Origin of the sequence: Solibacillus sp. FSL R7-0668, from assembly GCF_038006205.1 — a bacterium.
GTDB lineage: Bacteria > Bacillota > Bacilli > Bacillales_A > Planococcaceae > Solibacillus.
In genome coordinates this window covers 3,931,125-3,949,518 of the sequence record NZ_JBBOUU010000001.1, presented here as the reverse complement: position 1 = coordinate 3,949,518, position 18,394 = coordinate 3,931,125, and the positions used below count along the sequence as shown (strand labels likewise).

Sequence of the window (18,394 nt, the reverse complement as noted above, 5' to 3'; positions counted from 1 at the left end):
CCTTATTTTTTATTAAATAAATATTTGTTGCATGAAGGCTTGTTTTTGTTTTTCAAGTTCTAGGAGTAAAGACTTTTCAATGCTAATTTTCTTATCATACGTATTCAAGAAGTCTGAAATCTTTTGTTGTTCTTCTTCACAGCAAATCTTGACATTAAATCTATCTATAAAGCTTTTTGAAACGTGAGGAACTCCTGAACCCTCCCTCCAAGATTGTTTTATAATTGGCTCAAAGTATTGCAATTGTTGGCCAATAAAGTTTGAGTTTATTTTTGAATTCAATTCTAATGCAATGAAAGTTGACCCAAGTACACCTTCTCTATTAAAATAAATATTACCTGCTTGAGAACCATCCCATAAAATCAAAATGTTTTTATTAGAAACATCATTTTCTTTTTTTACATATAGGGGGTTTATACCAAGTTCAAGAAATTCATTGTGTAAAAGTAAATTTCCTTGAGATGGGTCTTCGGTATAATCTGCATTGCTTCCTTTAAACTTTTTTGAAACAATGTCTTTTAAAAACGATATTGTCCATTGTGGAAAATCTTTTCCCATATCATCTTTAAACCGCAATTCTTGATTAAAAATCTTCTGCATATAACCTTTTTTCTGTTCTTTCAGCAAGGCTATTTTTTCTTGTTGAAGTTGGATTTTTTTATCGAAATAACTTATGAAGTCAGCAATTTTTTCTTGTTCACTTTCGCTAGGAATACTAATTTCAATAGAGCTTAAAATAGATTGACTAACGTTAAAGCGTGTACTACCGCCCGCTTTGGTACTAATTTGGTCACGTACTTTAGGTGATTCCAGATTGAGCTTCAAAAAATATGGGTGATATTCAGCTTGTTTTTTTCCACGTATAACAAATCCACCGAATAATGCAAACTCATCTTCATCTAAATAAACAGAACTTTTACCTACATCTTCTCTAGTCTCAGAGCTACGCAAAAATAATAAGTCTCCGTATTCAACTTTGTTTGATTTTTCTACTTTTTCAGAAACAGATACAGAACCAATAATATCTTTATATTTTATAAAATTATTATTTAATATATCTAATACGTTAATGAATTTCCGCCCATGTCCATAATTGTCTTTCTCAGCGTTAATGCCATTATTAAATGACATCAAGCTGTTTAATTTAATGACTTTCCAACCCTCTGTGAAATCTTTGAATCTAACTTTAGGTGCATTCATCCTTAAACTCCCAACTCCTTAAAGTACTTCTCTAGCTCACGATCCACTTCTGCGATTTCCTTATCAATTTCTTTCAGACGTTGCGCTACTACTTGTAAATCAATCGGTTCTTCTTCTTCAAATGTATCTACATAGCGAGGGATGTTTAAGTTGTAGTCGTTTTCTTTGATTTGAGCTAATGTAGCTGCGTATGAATACTTATCGATTGTTTCACGACTTAGGAAAGTTGCAATAATTTTTTCAACGTGTTCATCAGATAAAAGGTTTTGATTTTTACCTTTTTCAAATTCATTCGATGCATCAATGAATAACACCTTATCATCATCTTTACGACATTTTTTGAATACAAGGATACATGTTGGAATACTTGTACCGTAGAAAATATTTGCTGGTAATCCGATTACCGCATCTAAGTAGTTTTTTTCTTCGATTAGATACTTACGAATTGATGCTTCTGCTGCACCACGGAATAGAACACCATGTGGTAGTACGACAGCCATTGTCCCGTTATCATCTAATTGATGAATAAAGTGTTGAATAAAGGCGAAGTCTGCCTTAGATTTTGGTGCTAGTTTTGCATAGGCACTAAAGCGCTCATCATCCATGAACTTATCATCTGCGCTCCATTTAGCAGAGTACGGAGGATTGGCAACAATTGCTTCAAAACGTTGGTCGATATGCTGTGGCTCTTCTAATGTATCAGCATTACGAATATCAAAGCGTTGGTAAGGAACATCATGTAGCAACATGTTCATACGTGCTAAGTTGTATGTTGTTGATACTTTTTCTTGCCCATAATATTTGTGTACTTTCGCTTCTTTCCCTACACGTAATAGTAATGAACCTGAACCACAAGCACCATCATATACATCACGAATTTCTGACTTTCCAGCAGTGACGATTTTGGCTAAAATTTTTGAGACTTGTTGTGGTGTATAGAATTCTCCAGCTTTCTTCCCAGCGTTTGCTGCGAATTGAGAAATCATGTATTCGTAGGCATCGCCTAAAATATCAATTTCGACATCGTCTTGTAAAAATGGAATGTCTGCAATATTGACAATAACTTTACTAATTAAGCTCGTACGATCCTTTACTGTACGTCCTAAACGTGAGGAAGTTAAGTCCATATCATCAAATAGGTTTTGGAAATCGTCTTGGCTATCTGTTCCTAAAGTAGAAGATTCAATGGCTTTGACACCATTTTGAAGCATTTCTACGTCAAAGTTACCGTTTGTCCCTTTTTCGATTTCTTCAAGGAAGTGAGAGAATAGAAATTGTGGCTCTACGATATAACCCAATTCATCGATTAGATATTCTGCTAAGTCTTCACGATATTCGTCGTTTTCCCATGCATATGCAAATGAAATATTATCTTCTTTTAGTAACACGTTAGCGCGTGCTTCTACTTTTTCTGAAAGGTAACGATAGAAAATTAATCCTAGAATATAATCTTTAAATTCGTTGGCATCCATTTGACCTCGTAAGTCATTTGCCATTGCCCATAATTTTTTATGCAGTTCAGCTTGTTGCTGGCGTTGTTTTTCGCTTGTCGTCATTATTAATTCCTCCAGGAGTGTATTAGTTATTTTCCATACTATGAATTAGCATTTGTTGAATATACAGTTGCTGTAATTCATTTTTCTCAGTCATTAATGATTCTTTTTTCTTTTTTAACTGAGCAATTTTTCCAATTGTAATTTGCTGTTGGATAGGCGGTAATTCAATTTCTAAATCTTTCAAATGTGACAGTTTCAATAATGAACTAACTGTCCCTTCACTTAAAAAGGCTAATTGTTTTTGAATGGCAGGGTGTTCATTAAAGTACCACTCAAAAAAGGCTTTGTCTACAACACAGGATAATTGAATTTTGATAAAGTTATTAGTTAACAATAAACCACTATATTTCTCAGGTAACAACGCAATTTTTTGCGTATGAGTGTGTAAAACAAGACTATCCGTATCAGTTAACAGTTGTGGGACTAATTTTTCTTTCGGTACAGTAATTTTTACATCTTTTTCATTTGAAATTCGATAAGCTAAACCAAGTGTTTCGTTAAACTCTTTTAATGAAAGAGGCTTAACTTTTGTTGTTTCAATATCTGTTGATAAAGTTTCTAAACGGTTTGCAAATGCACCTTGTGTAAATTCGGCAATCTCATAAAGCTTCATCGTACACCTCCTTGATATTTTTTAATATATCATTGCTGATAAATAAATAATAAATGATATTTTAAAAAATATCAACACTAAATTTTATTTTTTTGTGATATTTTTTAAAATAACAAAAAAGAGCGCGTGGTTGCGCTCTTTAATCTTGTTGTTTTAGGAACCGTACTTTTCAGTAAAGTCACGGATAAATGATGTAATAGCTTTAATTGTTTTGTTTTTCTTTAAGAATGATCCCGATAAAGAATCCATAATTGCATTTTTTTCAATTATGCTGGAATACTCATATGTTGATACTTGTTCACGCAACACATTATCTTCAATGTCTACTTCTTTTGCAAATGATGAGAGTTCTTGTTCACTCATTGTTTCTTCATAACGATTATAAGCATCCATAACTGATTCATTAGGTGCTAATGTTGGAGCTACCTTATCTAAGAAACCTTTAATTAGTTCAATTTTCAAACGTAACTTCGGATCAGAGGCGTGATCTAATTCTTGTTTGATGAAACGAATCTCTTTGTCACGTTCTTTTTCATTTTCTGTGTTCAGGTTTGCAATCAAATTCAAAATGTAGCTGACATTTATTTTATCTGTATGCATCAGCTCTAACTCAAAATCTATGTCATGTAAAATTGATTCTTTTGGTACTTCGCTACGTTTAAAATCTTCATATACCTTAAAGTATTTACTCTTAAAGTCTTCATACGTTTGCTGTGAAATCGTTAGTTCTGTTTCATCAAATTCAAAATCAGAAAATGACTGTAGACGTTGAAGTAATTTAGTCACATTTTTAAATGCAACAATAAATTGGCGCTTTTCTTCTTCGCGCTCGAGTTCATCTACTTCCTCTGGAATGACTGCAATCTCACGTAAATTCTTCACAGCTTCTTTAAATGCTTTTAAGTATTCAGCGTAGCTACCCATTAAAACGGTATCAACATTATCTGTTCTAGAGAATAGTTTAATTGCATCATCGGTTTTCTCTTTTAAATTTCTATAACAAACGATATTACCATATGGCTTGGTCGATTTCTCTACACGATTTGTACGGCTATAGGCTTGAAGTAGGTCATGGTACACCATATTTTTATCTACATACAACGTATTAAGTGGCTTACTATCAAATCCAGTTAGGAACATTTTTACGACAAGTAGGATATCTACTTGTGCATTTTTTACTTTTTTCGATACATCAGAAAAATAGCGATCCCATGTTTCAGTTGAAAAGTCAGTATCGTATATTTTGTTATAATCTGCAATCATACGGTCTAATGCTTCACGGGAATGTTCACCTGTTCCATCACTTTCTTCATTTTGCCCATATGAAAAAATACCAGCAATTTTTAAATCGTGATTTTTCGATTTGAAAATATCGTAATACTTTATTAATGTTGGAATGGAGTCTACTGCGAACATGGCACAATAACCTTTACTCTTAGCACGTCGCTGATGATTATCAATAATATGATCAGCTACTAGATTTAAACGTCGTTCATCATGCCATACTTCATCTGTATCAATTGCCTGTACTTTTGTGTTATCGGCTTCATCAATATGGGCGTTAAATGTACGAATGTACTCCACTGAAAAACCTAAAACGTTCCCGTCGCGAATTGCATCTTTAATGAGGTAATGATGTAGGCACTTCTCGAATAAATCGGCTGTTGTACGTCCATCTTGGCTCTTGTTCTCGATAAAGCGTGGCGTACCTGTAAATCCGAAGTACTGTGCATTTTGAAAATGTCGATCGATTTCTTTTCGCATATCACCAAATTGACTACGGTGGCATTCGTCAATGATAAATACAACACGTTCTTGTTTGTATGGCTCCATGATTTTTGTATATTTAGGATTTTTAACTGCATTATTCATCTTATCTATTGTTGTAACTATAAAACTGCGCATAGGGTCTTGAATTTGGCTAATTAGTACATCTGTTTTTTCTGTACGGTCGACTGAACCTTTTTCAAATTTATTAAATTCCTGAATCGTTTGACTGTCTAAATCTCGACGATCAACAAGGAAGAACACCTTTTTAATGCTTTCCTCATCTGCTAAGATTTGCCCAGCTTTAAAAGATGTTAAGGTTTTACCAGAACCAGTTGTATGCCAAATAAATCCATTGTTATTTGTTTCCGTTGCACGTTGAACAAGTGCTTCAACTGCATAGACTTGATAGGGACGCATAACCATTAAGGCTTTGTCTGTATCATTAATAACCATATAACGACTAATCATTTTTGCTAGATGGCATGGCTTTAGAAAAGCACTAGAGAAATTTTGTAAGTTCGTAATGAGTTCGTTGTTTTCATCCGTCCAGAAGAACGTAAAACCATATTGAATGTCATAGTCAGAGTTTGAGAAGTACTTCGTATCGACACCATTACTTACAACAAAAATTTGTAAGAATCTGTACAATCCATTAAACGTATGACGACGATAACGTTGAATCTGATTGAAGGCTTCTTTAAAGTCTAGCCCTCGTCGTTTCAATTCAATTTGTACAAGAGGCAAACCATTGATAAGAATGGTCACATCATAACGATTTGTATATGTACCTTTTACAGTTGTTTGCGTTGTAACTTGGAATAAGTTTTTGCACCAGTCTTTCGTATTCATAAGTTCTACATATAACTGTGAACCATCTTCACGCTCAATGAGTAGCTTATCACGCAATATTTTTGCTGAATCATAGATGCTTTTGCCTTCAATGAGTGTTAAAATCCGTTTGAATTCGATATCAGTTAACGGTTGACCACCTAACTTATGCTTATTAAATTCATTAAGCTGCTGCTTAAAGTTTGTAAGGAGTGCATCATAATCTGCAATCTTTATAGGTTGATAGCCTTGATTAACAAGTTGTGTATGTAAATTTTTTTCAAGTTGTGCTTCAGATTGATAACCCATCTTTAAAACCTCCTGTAGTGCTTATCTCCTTTATTATACTGGAAATTTACCCAAATAGTTTCATTCGTCTAGTGAACTCACAGATATTTCTAAATAGTAATCGTTTTGAAGTGTTATATGAACATATATTATTTCCTTGAATAAATCTTAGTATGTATTACTATGCAGGAATTTGAAAGGAGCACAAGAATTAATGAAAATGCTAAAGAGTATTATAAAAACAGAAGTCACTTATGATGACGAAATAAAAAATAAATACGTTGTCAAAAAGGAATGGGACAAGAGCAAAAGAAGGGCACTCATTCTGATGAAAAGTGCTGGCTTAACAGATGAAATTGTACAGGATCAGACGACAATGTATGTCATGAATAATCTCGCAAAGCTAGGCTATGGTTCAGTTGTTATTATGAATTTGTTTCCGTCACTTGAAGGCAAAGATACAAATGGGTCGGCTACCGAAAACTTAAAAGTTGTGCAAGAAGAAGTTACAAAGGTAGATGATGTAATCATTGCAGTAGGTACAGGTATTGAAACAAATAAAGAAGCACTAAAACGACTGCATATGGTTATGGCTATCTTCCTTGATAAGAAGGCAAATATTCTTCAAATTGAATGTCCTAAAGGAAGAAGAGGCTTCCATCCACTTTATCCAGCAGTGAAAAATGAATGGAAGCTAGTTCCTTACGATAAGCCAACTGTAGAGTAAGCTGATTAGTTGCAAAGACGTTTCAACTAAAAATATGAACATATATTATTTCCTTGAATACATTCTAGGAGGTAATTATATGCAACCATCAAAACGAGTAAATATAGTATCAGTAAAATTAGTTAAGGAATCAAGCATGTTGTACAGAAACCGACGCATTCGTAGCCCACAAGATAGTGCACAGTTGTTCCGAGAATATCTAGGGGAAGTTGATCGAGAGCATTTCATCGTTGCGTGCTTGGATACAAAAAATCAACCAACAAACATTAGTACAGTTCACATTGGCAGTATCAACGCTAGTATCGTTCATCCGAGGGAGGTCATGAAAACAGCCATTCTAAGCAATGCTGCTTCCATCATCTGTTGTCATCCGCATCCATCAGGCGATCCAACCCCAAGTCCAGAAGATATAGAAGTAACTGAGCGATTAGCAGAAGCAGGGCGAATTGTTGGAATTGAGTTAATAGACCATATTATTTTGGGTGATGACCGTTATGTATCATTAAAGGAGAAAGGATATTTTTAAAATGAATATAAGTGGCTTATAGGCTCTAACATCTGAAAGGGGTGTTAGGGCTTTTTATTTTCAAAGGAATAGGAGGTTGTTACGGATGATTGCAGTTAAACGATTAATCGAGATACTGGAGGAGAAATTAGGAAAGGTAATTGAGCTTCATGAAATCGGTTATGAAACAGTTTGGTTGATGCCTGAGGAAATAGACGAGCAACTAGTGCCAATACACGTTATTACACATTTAGCAGACCCAGTGATTTGTGAAAGTGCAAACTATACGGATGAGAAGGGTGATTACTATACGTTAATTGTTATTGAGACGGGGAACATAGAAAATTATGAAGTATTGCTAAAAAATGATGAAGTAGTAAAGCAATCTGAACAGGGGGATTCAATATAAAAAGCGTTGATAATGAAGAGTTGGCATATGCCAAATATGTAAAGTGGTTTATTCACTATGAACCAGTTGAGTTGGAGGTTTAGTAAGCAAGACGATATATCAGTAGTGGAGGAGGTGTTATGAAATGTGGGAAAAAGTAATCGGAGCAGTTGTAGTAGCTGTTGCAACTGAGGTAGCAAGAGAGATTATCAACGAGAATAAATGATTAAGTAACTAGCAGTAGGTTCATTTGCTGCTAGTTACTTTTTGTGTAGAGATGAGGTTCGTTTAATCATTTAAGTGAGCTAAAACCCGTAAACCCGTAATTTACAGTAGAAAGCAATATTTTTCCTCCGATTTAGGTGGGAATCGCAAGAGGGAATAAACAATCAATGTTCACATTTTAGACACAATATTCACTTTTAATTGTATAGTAAATAGACGATTGGAAAAATAGCAATCTTCTTTACCGACAGGACGTGCTGGGCTTTAGCCGAACGAATAAAAAACAAAGATATTTCAATATAATTTATTTTATCTTGTATAGTTCAATGATTACTTAGAATAAAAGGTTTTTATACTTTTATATTGAAAAATCATTATTGCTATTATATATTATAGCTACCAACTAATGTTGGAACAGATGATGAATTGTAGTGAGAATAAGCTACTTTATTAACGAATACTAACTAGATAAAATGATATGTACAGGAAGCTTTGTCGACATTATGTCATGCGCAAAGTTGATTCTTCTCTGCCCTACAGTCAAGTTAAGCGATTGTATCAGAAAGCCTAAGCATAACAAATAGCTATTGCCTTTTATTAGGTCAATTTAGCTGTTGTTATGTTTGGGCTTTTTTTTGTTTCCTAAACTGTCATTTTTGGATCTCGTTTCTTGTAGTTCGTGTGCTTATACCTGCAATCCTAATCATTCTTAATTACTACTAATGAATAGTAGTTAGAAATTTAATTATATGTGGAGGTGAGCAGTTTTGTCGTTTATTAGGAGTGGATGAAACAAGTAATCAGCATATTGAAACCATCAACTATAAAAATCCTAAATAAAAAATAGGGGGCAAAGAATCATGAACAATTCACACAGAAACCGAGCAAGACAATCACGTGCACCACAAGAAAATCAATTACGTACTCGTAAACAGGCTACTCAAATTGTAGAAGGTAAGCCATTACCATTGCGTGTTTTGAACTGTACGCCAGGGAAAAACACTTCACAAGGCAAAGGTAAGTTACATTTTGAATTACAACATCTTAAGTCACAAGAAATTTTTACTTCGATAGTAGTCGAAGATGTTGCGCCTGAATATATCGATATTCAAATTGTTGATGCCATTTTGCCACCAGATGTAGAAACATATGGGCTTAAGGATTTAATTGACGGTGGAATATTAGCCACACTAGAATTCAATCGTCATATGGGGAGAACATTTGTGAACATTATCCATGTGGAGCCACTTAGTGATGATGAACAGGAAATATTAGAAAATTTAATAGCTAAGGAGCAGAAGTCACAACGAGGAGCAAAAAAACAAAATATTGGAGCGAAAACTGAAACCAAAACAAATCATCAAGAGGACGAAGAGGAAATCCATTTAGAAGACGATGAAGATGGTATCGATTTTGATATTGATGATATTGATGAAGAATTGGACGATGACGAAGAGTTGGATGATGAAGAAGACGATGACATATAATTGCTTGATTGTAGAACTCTATCATTGGTTTATCAGAGAGAAGGTTGAGCGATTATGTGGGAAAAATTAAAGGCAGGTCAAAAATTTGAATATACCTATGCTTATGTAACGAAACAAGGTGTGTTTAACTATGACCATGAAAAATTGTCAGATGTAATGTATGTAGATGAGCGCCTTCAAGAAGTAAAGGATAGTAGAGGTTTTATTGTCTTAGCCTTTGCTATAAATGATACCTTGCAACGTCATACCTTTACAACGGAGGAATTTGAGGAGAAGAAAGTTAAATTATTAAGTCACTTTGGCTTCTTAGTTCAGCCACTTCATAAAAATTTACTAAATGAATATCTAGTAGAACAGTATCAAACATTAGCTTCTAAAAGAATCTATTCTCACGTTGGTTTTTTACCGCCCTCTAGCGTGATGGATATGGAACAGATTGTATTTGGCCTGAGCATTCCTGTCTCCACAGAAAGACAAGCGTTGAAATGGGATCAACAAAGCTGTGACTTTGACGTTTCTGCTGAAGGCGATATCAAGGTGTGGAGGAAAATGGTTATGGAGCAAGTAATCAACTCTCTTTATTTATCGCTTGCTTTAGGAATGGGCTTCTCGTCCATTATTATTGGTTACTTGCATCGGGTGGGTAAACCTGTTGATACTGCTATTTTCCATTTAGTTGGTCGTTCTACTACAGGTAAAACGACAGCAGGAGGATTGGCTATTTCTGTTTGGGGTTGTCCTACCAAGAGAGAAAGAGGGTTATTTCAAAGTTGGAATGCAACCTCAAACGCTATGATAAAAAAATTAAGTAAAAATAACGGGGTTGCTTTACTTTTAGACGAGACATCCATGTCAGAAGTTAAAGATTTTACATCTATTATTTATCGTATGGCTGAAGGTCGTGACAAGGAGCGTTCGACTAGAACAGGACAACTTGCTGAAAAAGGTGAATGGGCAACTACACTTATTACAACAGGTGAAAGTAGCGTATTAGAAAATACGAATAAAAATGCAGGGTTATATGTTCGGTTACAAGAATTTGCGGACATTCAATGGACTGAATCCGCAGAGCAAGCAGATGCAATCAAATCTGTTATATCAGAGCATTATGGCAAAGCAGGTCTGCTCTTTGCTCGTGAATTAGCAAAGGAATGGACTGTTATTCCCACTGTTTATGAAAAATGGACGGATGAGCTTGTGCAGATAATCCCTAAATCGGATTACAGTGAGCGTGTTATTCAGCGTTATGCAGCGATATTGGCTGGATTAGAGTTAGCTCAAAAACCGCTAAAGCTAGAGTTTAACCTTACAGGAATCGTAGAGTTAATTGCAAAAATCGAAGCGAAGTTGAATGTAGAACGCAGTATAGCTGATACGATTTATAAAGCAGTGCTGAAAGATGTACCTGTTACGCTTAATAGTTTTATCTACGACAATCACTATCCTTCTGGGGAATGCAAAGGGAAAATTCGCAAGTGTAAAGATTATTACGAAGTATCGTATTATCCTCAAGCATTCGAAAAGCTGATTCAACCATTCGCAACGAATCTCAAAGTGGTTGAAGAAAGTCTTAAAAATGCAGAATTCTATTTGCGAGAAGGCGATCGAAACCATAAGCGTATGTTTGATATGGACGGTAATCGAACAATTGTTTACAGCTTCAAAGTACCTTTAAGCACGATACTTTAAGCAAATATTTAAGATATAAAACCCGTAAACCCGTTGTTTTGGCAGGTAAACCAAAAAGAAATTGCCCCCTCAATTTACGGGTTTACGGGAAAATCAATCGCAGCAAATCTAGCTGATACACACAAAAGGAGAATAAATGATGAATTTTACAACTACAACTGACCATACAGATATGGCACTACACTTAACATATGATGCTGATAAACGAGAAGACCATTATGATGGCGAACATTCCTTATATCGTTTAGCGGCTTACGTTACATTCAATACACATTTATATTTACCAGAAGCATCCAGAGAGCTGGAGTATGTATTGAATCACTTATCCCAATTAACTGTGCAACCACATCACTTATTTGTTGATAATGGTTATGGTTGGGAAGTGGTTTGGTATGCCAATGACTATCAAGTAGTCACAAGCCAGAAGCAATATGTACAATTAATTCTTGAGTTTGTTTCTTTTTTAGAGCAAAATGAATCGCCATTTTTCTCGTTTGTGTTGCAAGAGGGCTTTTTATTAGATGATCCAGCCGAACGTATCTCAGGATTTCCAAATGAAGTGCTCAATTTCTCACCTGAATTTAATGCATTATGCTTTGGTAATAAAAATGAAATTGAAGTCATCGGCTTAAAAAAATGTTAACGAGAAGGAATATTCAAAAGGTAGTAGGGGCAAATTTAGCCCTTACTATCCTTTAACCGCTAACGAATACGACTATAAATAGATATTATAACCGTGAATGATATTAGATGGAGGGATATTATGGAACAGGAATCCAAAGAGCTCATTCTCATACTTGCTGAAATGTGTGAGCAATACATTCTACAGGGAAAGGAGGAGCAGGGAGATGACAAGTAAACGGGTGGCAATTTACGCTCGTGTATCTACAACCGAACAGGCAGAAGAAGGTTATAGTATAGACGAACAAATCCGAGTGTTACGGGAATATTGTGAGCGAGAAGGCTATACTATATATGATGAATATATCGACCGAGGTATTAGTGGAAAAAATATCACTGCTCGTCCAGCTGTTCAACGTTTATTAGCAGATGCAGATGAGAAAAAATTTGATGTCGTTTTCGTTTGGAAAATGAATCGACTAGCTCGCAAAAGTGTGGACTTAATGAATATGGTGGAGAAATTCAATAGTAAAAACATTGCATTTCGTTCGTACACTGAAAAGTATGAAACTGAAACACCAACAGGTAAGCTTCAATTTCAAATGATGGCTGCCATTGCAGAATATGAGCGAAATAATATCGCTGAAAATGTAAAAATGGGTATGATTGCTCGTGCAAAAGAAGGAAAGTGGAATGGTGGTCACATTCTTGGTTATGATGTTCTTGAAGTAGATGGGGAAAATAAAAAGCGCAAAAACACAGCTCTTGTGATTAATGAGCGTGAAGCACATATTATTCGTACCATTTTTCACATGTACACAACGGGGCAGGGATATAAAGCCATCGCCAATTCTATTAACCGAGCTGGCTATCGTACAAAGAAGAAAAAAACATTTTCTCTTAATGCAATAAAGACAATTGTAACGAACCCTGTCTATGCTGGTTATATTCGATATAATGTGCGCAGAGATTGGAATGAAAAAAGACGAAATAATATTAATCCTGACCCCGTCATTGTACAAGGTTGTCATGAAGCAATTATTTCTGAAGAAACATGGCAAATTGCTCAAAAGGTTTATAAGGAACGTACATGTAAGCCTAATCGAATTCATGATGGTGAGCTTCCGTTAACAGGCATTATGCGGTGTCCGCAATGTGGCGCAGGAATGGTTGTAGGTCGTACAACAAACCGTACAAAGTCGGGTGAAAAAAGAGTGCTAGAATACTATGTATGTGGTGCATGGAAAAATAAAGGGACAAATGTTTGTCGTTCCAACGGGGTACGAACAGATTATGCCGATCCCTATGTTCTTAATAAAATTGCGGAGTTACTCCACAATGAGCAATTAATTAACGAATTAGTGATAGGCATTAACGATAAACAATCATCCATGTATGAGCCTATTCAAAAAGAGCATGACCGTTATGAAAATGAATTAGTATTGCTGAAACGGAAGTTAGAAAAAACGTGGGAAGCGTATATTGATGAATTGATTACGAAAGATGAATATATCGAGAAATCGCAAACGATTGAACAACAGGTGAATGATGCGAAAAGTGCTATGGAGCCATTGAAGGAGCAACTAAAAGGGGCAACGATTACAAAAATAACGTCTGAACATGTGAAAGCTATATTTGAGAATTTTGATAAGGCATTCAAGAATTCTCTTACGAGAGAGCAACGTAAACGGCTATTACATTTGTTGATTCACCAGATTACCATTGGAGAAACACGCAAGATTGAAAGTATCCAAATTATGTTGAATAACGATGTGCTGCAAGAATTGAAATTAGGAGTTGGAGAGGTGTCTGAGGACATTTCTTCAGCTCCTTTTTCTGTTTTAGTAGCTATTTGACACCGCTGTAAATGGATTTTAGTTAGGATAATCCATTCGATAATCAAAGTGATTATCGAATGAAGAACTGGCATATTGAAAATAAAAATAGGGAGGGGAAAGCGATAGACAAGAGTACATTGGATAGTTCGTGTTTTAATGGAGCGTATAAAGATTTTGTAGAACTAATCGGCTATAAAAATACGTTATGCGTGTATAACTATTTCGCTGGGCAATATGTTACCTTTCCTAAGCGGTTGTTATCAGAAGAATTTTTACATGAGCAAATCATTAAAGAATTTGATGGAACAAACGCTAAAGAATTAGCAAGGAAATATGACTATTCTTATAGCTGGGTTATGAAAATAGTAAAAAGAAACTCATATAAAGACACCACAATAAGATAATGTTTTTTAGTGGGTTATGCAGTAAAAAAATAAAATTGGGGGAAATTATATGTCATTTTTCGGAGATATGATGAACAAAGGTCTTAATAATCTTAGGGATACACAGGATGGTGTGAAAGCTGAGATGGAGCGGTTAGAATTTTATTCTGATGAAGAGCTGAAAAGGATTGCTACTGATACATCTGCGGGCAATTCAACAACTGCTAAAAACAGAAGAACAGCTGCAAGAATGGTGTTAAAACAACGTGGATATTAATTGCAGGAGGAAGAACGATGGTCAATTCTTTTCAGCTCAATGAAAGCGGACATGCTAAATGCAGATGCTGTCTAAAAAAGAAATTTGTTTCTGAGTTAAAAACCTGCCCAGCATGTGATCATTTCTCCTGCAATACATGTTTCAAGGGACAGATATGTAAAAAATGTTCTAAGTAGATTACGAATTTATATAAAGCTGTGATATCAAGGTCAGGCTTTGATATCACAGCTTTTTAATTTAATACGATCATTAAAAACTCTAAGATGATTGAATTTATAAACCGTACATGAAGGGATGGATTTACTTGAAGTTTTTTAGAAAAATGTTATTATCGATTACTTTTGCTTTCATTATTTCTGGCTGTAGCAATGCTAATAATGAAGAAGCCAATGATGTGAATGGAGAAGTTGCCAATGAAGTATTTCACGAAAATAAAAATGAAGTAGCAATTGAAGAAGCTACACCTAAAAATGAGGAACCCCCAAAAAATAACCAGTTAGATTTATTTGAAGTAATTTCATTGGACAAAGAAGGAATTATAGCGTTACTTGGTCAACCTCAGGATTTATATGAATGGGAAGATGGTCAGAGTTTAAGCTATGATGGCTTGTCTGTTTCTTTAAATAGCTCTCAAAGGTTAGAAAGCCTAGAGATAAGCAGTAGTGATTATTTGTTTAATGGAATTAAGATTGGTGATACGCTAGATAATGTTAGAGAAAAGCTTGGTAAACCAACAAAAGAGGGAATTGCAGAGAGTGGGGAATTCTTTGAATTGGTTTATGATACAGTAATAAACGAAAATAAAACAAATAGCGTGTATTTTACAAGTAGTAATTTTAGCAGTCCCGTTGACTTCATTGGTTACAGTACATTAGATACAACACCCCTGTTTACAACTGAGGAAGTAAAAGAAATGATTGTAGGCTCTTGGGTAAGCGAAGAAGATATGATGAATGGGGATTATTCTGATTTGGTCTATTTTACTGAGAATAAATTTGTTACCGATTCCTTCAATGGTACAATTAATGGGTTGGTAAGAGATTATAAAATAACTAATTTCGATACTATTGAAATTTCAGATATTAATACGTATAGTGATAAAAAGCAATGGGATGTCCAAACTATTGAATTTTCCCCAGATGGAAGCAGAATAGATCTTTATCGAGTAGATTCTTATTCAGGTAAGATTTATGAAAATTCAAGGCAAGTTTATTATAAGTATTCAGATACCTATGTGGGTAAATAAAATGTTCGTATCTTAGGATTTAGCAATGATAGCTAGTATTCAATAATTGTTAAATTGCAGCTATCAATAATTCTGTATAATAATAGCTATGACAGCAAGGTTATTTCTTGTTGCCATAGCTTTTTTAATTCAAGTATAAAACCCCTCACCTAGTCACATGACTGAGTGGAGAGCTTATTCTCTTTTTATTATAGGAAAGGTAGTTGGAACTAGTACATTGCCAGATGATGCTTAAAAAGGTTGAATTAATTATAGAAAATTGAAAAAAATCTTTTTATATTGTAAAATGAGAACGGGTGTTTGTTTTTCGTTTTATAATATATTAAGAGGGTGTATTTATGGGGATAAATGAAACTAACTTAAAAAGACTAACAACAAAAGATATTCAACTTCAAAAGAAATTGACAGATGCAAGAAAGAGAAGGGATTTAAAAGCCGATAAATTACTGAAACTTTCAGGTAAGAAAAATATAACGAAAATGGACATTCAAAAAACAGGTCAATATAATAAAGAATTACTAAAACAAGATAAAGAAATTACATCGCTTGTTGAACAGATACGCAAAAATACAGAAGATATGAACAGGTATAAAGGTCGCCTAGCAAAGGAACAGGAAAAGCAATTTAAAACTATGCTAAAATCAATGGAATCACAAACAAGTACAAACGTAGAGTATTTAAACAGTTATTCTGAGATGTCGAAAAAATTAAATGAACTTTCATTTGATATTAAGCATTCAGTTAAAGATAAAGAAATAATAGAGTTTGATGTATTTCTATCACATTCGAGCCTCGATAAAGACGTTTTTGTTTCAGAGTTATCGGAAAAGCTTAGTAATAAAGGATTGAAAGTTTTTGAAGATGTCAAGGTATTTAAAATAGGACAGAGTCAAACAGATATGATGAATATGGGAATATTAAATTCGAGGTTTGTGGTAATTTTCCTATCCAAAAACTTTATTGAAAGCGGTTGGTCACAATATGAATTCAAAAGCTTTTTAAATAGAGAAATCAATGAAAAAAGAGTGATTATCCTTCCCATCTGGCATGATGTTTCTGTGGATGAAGTTAGACAATATAACCCTTATATTGTTGATAAATATGCCTTTAAAACAAGTAAACAGACTTTAGATGAGATGGTCGATCAAATACATCAGGTTGTACTGGACTCCCTAGAGTAAAATCACTAAAACTGCACTTAGCTATATTACTAAAAACAGCTATTAAAAAGGGGAGAAGCAATTGAAAGAAACAAATATGAATATTATTATTCAATTTTTTCAAAGAGATTTAATCCCAGCGATAGGTGCTGGAATTTATGAGATTAGTGTAAATAAAAATGGTGAAACTAGGGTTCTTTATATAGGTGAATCAATTTTTATATTAGTACGATGTGCATCACATTTGTATGAGTTAAATAAAAATCCAGGATACTTTGGATTTACTGAAGAGACAATCATGGATTCAAGTGTAAAATTAAAATTTAGACTACTTGAAAGAGTAAATAAAAGGGATTTACGAAAGAAAAGAGAAAAGGAGCTAATCAAAGAGAAAGTACCGTTGACTCAAAGTGGAATTAGTGATTATCAAAAAAGTGTAGAGGATAAAATTTCAGCACTTACAAGTTTCTTGAATTCTAATTTCACTAAGATATAAATTACGATATAAAAAACCGCACTGAGCCAAATTAGAAGAAAGATCGAAAAACTGATTTCATCCAATTAAAGCTTAATACAGAAGTTCTTGAGGAATTACAATTAGGAGTAGGTGAATCATCATTAGATGGTCCACCTGCTCCTTTTTCTATTTTAATAGCTATTTAATTTACATGAATAACCTTATAATGAATAATAATGTAAGACTTTATAATTACGGAAGTGAGTGTTTAGATGTCAAAAAGTGAATCAGGTACTTTTGAGTTATTATTAGCAAATGCATTAAAGCTTCCAGGTATCAAAGTAAATCGAGAAGAATTTTTAGCTAAACATTTTTCGAGTAAGGTTTCTTCAAGCCAACTTGTCTCAATAATGGAACTTGGTCCAATTGAAGCAAATGTTAATAAAGCAGTAGTAGATAAAGTTGCCAAAGGTTTAGTTAATGCTAGAACATTAACGAGTACAGGTGCATCTTTTGCAGCAGGAGTTCCAGGTGGGCTAGCGATGGCGGCTACAATTCCAGCTGATACTGTACAGTTTTTTGGAATAGCCCTTAGAATGGCTCAAGAATTAGGATATTTGTATGGATATGAGGATTTCTGGGATGGTGACGACATTAATCTTGAAAAAATTAATGGTGATTTAGTTCTGTTTTTAGGTGTAATGTTTGGGGTAGGGGGAAGTACAGCTGCTATTAAATTACTTTCCTCAAAATTATCTCAACAGGCGCTTAAAAAGATTCCTCAAAAGGCACTAACTAAAACGATCTATTACCCTATTATCAAGAAAACATTAGGGTTTATTGGTGTGAAAGTAACAAAAGATACTTTTGCTAAAAGTGTTTCTAAAGCTATTCCGTTATTAGGGGGAATAGTTTCAGGAGGAATAACCTATGCTTCGATGTCTAAAATGGGTAACAAACTTCAATATGCACTTGCTAATAATCTTAATTTAACGGAAGAAGACATTCTGAATAGTTACAATGAATTGAAAAAAGAGCATCCAGATATCATAGATATAGATTTTGAAGAAGTAACTGAGTAGATAATATTTAGCCAACTATATAATTAAGTATGTTATTAGAACTGAAGCAAGCTC

General features: G+C 34.3%; 16 protein-coding genes and 1 pseudogene. 13 read left to right on the top strand and 4 right to left on the bottom strand.

The features are described from left to right. Positions 1 to 12: 12 nt before the first annotated feature. The 4 genes and pseudogenes from MKX47_RS19850 to MKX47_RS19835 all read right to left on the bottom strand — a co-directional run. Positions 13 to 1,200, bottom strand: a complete 1,188-nt coding sequence (locus tag MKX47_RS19850) for a restriction endonuclease subunit S (protein WP_340777581.1) — start codon at positions 1,198 to 1,200, stop codon at positions 13 to 15. Positions 1,201 to 1,202: 2 nt separating this feature from the next. Continuing rightward, entirely contained in the window at positions 1,203 to 2,756 is a 1,554-nt protein-coding gene (locus MKX47_RS19845) for a type I restriction-modification system subunit M (protein ID WP_340777579.1), read from the bottom strand. A 22-nt stretch (positions 2,757 to 2,778) separates the two neighbouring features. Continuing rightward, positions 2,779 to 3,369 (bottom strand): restriction endonuclease subunit S, encoded by a 591-nt coding sequence (locus MKX47_RS19840; protein WP_340777577.1) that lies wholly within the window; start codon positions 3,367 to 3,369, stop codon positions 2,779 to 2,781. Between the two features lie 153 nt (positions 3,370 to 3,522). After that, positions 3,523 to 6,279 (bottom strand): annotated as a pseudogene (locus tag MKX47_RS19835) (type I restriction endonuclease subunit R); the annotation flags it as partial. Positions 6,280 to 6,469: 190 nt separating this feature from the next. On the opposite strand from MKX47_RS19835, the gene MKX47_RS19830 reads away from it, so the two are divergent. From MKX47_RS19830 to MKX47_RS19770, 13 genes are all read left to right on the top strand, one after another. Continuing rightward, a complete protein-coding gene (locus MKX47_RS19830) occupies positions 6,470 to 6,982 on the top strand; it encodes a DUF1643 domain-containing protein (protein WP_340777575.1) in 513 nt (170 codons plus the stop codon). Positions 6,983 to 7,061: 79 nt separating this feature from the next. Continuing rightward, positions 7,062 to 7,508, top strand: a complete 447-nt coding sequence (gene radC, locus MKX47_RS19825; RefSeq protein ID WP_340777573.1) for a RadC family protein — start codon at positions 7,062 to 7,064, stop codon at positions 7,506 to 7,508. 85 nt (positions 7,509 to 7,593) lie between these two features. Next, positions 7,594 to 7,896: a hypothetical protein gene (locus MKX47_RS19820; RefSeq protein ID WP_340777571.1), complete on the top strand. Its 303-nt coding sequence runs from the start codon at positions 7,594 to 7,596 to the stop codon at positions 7,894 to 7,896. Positions 7,897 to 8,960: 1,064 nt separating this feature from the next. Continuing rightward, on the top strand, positions 8,961 to 9,587 hold the full coding sequence (locus tag MKX47_RS19815; RefSeq protein WP_340777570.1) for a hypothetical protein: 627 nt from the start codon (positions 8,961 to 8,963) through the stop codon (positions 9,585 to 9,587). Positions 9,588 to 9,641: 54 nt separating this feature from the next. After that, positions 9,642 to 11,276, top strand: a complete 1,635-nt coding sequence (locus MKX47_RS19810; protein WP_340777568.1) for a DUF927 domain-containing protein — start codon at positions 9,642 to 9,644, stop codon at positions 11,274 to 11,276. 139 nt (positions 11,277 to 11,415) lie between these two features. Next, positions 11,416 to 11,919: a hypothetical protein gene (locus MKX47_RS19805; RefSeq protein WP_340777566.1), complete on the top strand. Its 504-nt coding sequence runs from the start codon at positions 11,416 to 11,418 to the stop codon at positions 11,917 to 11,919. Positions 11,920 to 12,124: 205 nt separating this feature from the next. Continuing rightward, positions 12,125 to 13,753, top strand: a complete 1,629-nt coding sequence (locus MKX47_RS19800) for a recombinase family protein (RefSeq protein WP_340777564.1) — start codon at positions 12,125 to 12,127, stop codon at positions 13,751 to 13,753. A 59-nt stretch (positions 13,754 to 13,812) separates the two neighbouring features. Next, positions 13,813 to 14,139, top strand: a complete 327-nt coding sequence (locus tag MKX47_RS19795; protein WP_340777563.1) for a Mor transcription activator family protein — start codon at positions 13,813 to 13,815, stop codon at positions 14,137 to 14,139. Positions 14,140 to 14,188: 49 nt separating this feature from the next. After that, entirely contained in the window at positions 14,189 to 14,395 is a 207-nt protein-coding gene (locus MKX47_RS19790) for a hypothetical protein (protein ID WP_340777561.1), read from the top strand. A 304-nt stretch (positions 14,396 to 14,699) separates the two neighbouring features. Then, on the top strand, positions 14,700 to 15,641 hold the full coding sequence (locus MKX47_RS19785; RefSeq protein WP_340777559.1) for a hypothetical protein: 942 nt from the start codon (positions 14,700 to 14,702) through the stop codon (positions 15,639 to 15,641). Between the two features lie 338 nt (positions 15,642 to 15,979). Further along, a complete protein-coding gene (locus MKX47_RS19780) occupies positions 15,980 to 16,822 on the top strand; it encodes a toll/interleukin-1 receptor domain-containing protein (protein WP_340777557.1) in 843 nt (280 codons plus the stop codon). Positions 16,823 to 16,883: 61 nt separating this feature from the next. Next, on the top strand, positions 16,884 to 17,297 hold the full coding sequence (locus MKX47_RS19775) for a hypothetical protein (protein WP_340777555.1): 414 nt from the start codon (positions 16,884 to 16,886) through the stop codon (positions 17,295 to 17,297). A 233-nt stretch (positions 17,298 to 17,530) separates the two neighbouring features. Further along, positions 17,531 to 18,340 (top strand): bacteriochlorophyll 4-vinyl reductase, encoded by an 810-nt coding sequence (locus MKX47_RS19770; RefSeq protein WP_340777553.1) that lies wholly within the window; start codon positions 17,531 to 17,533, stop codon positions 18,338 to 18,340. The last annotated feature ends 54 nt before the right edge of the window (positions 18,341 to 18,394 follow it).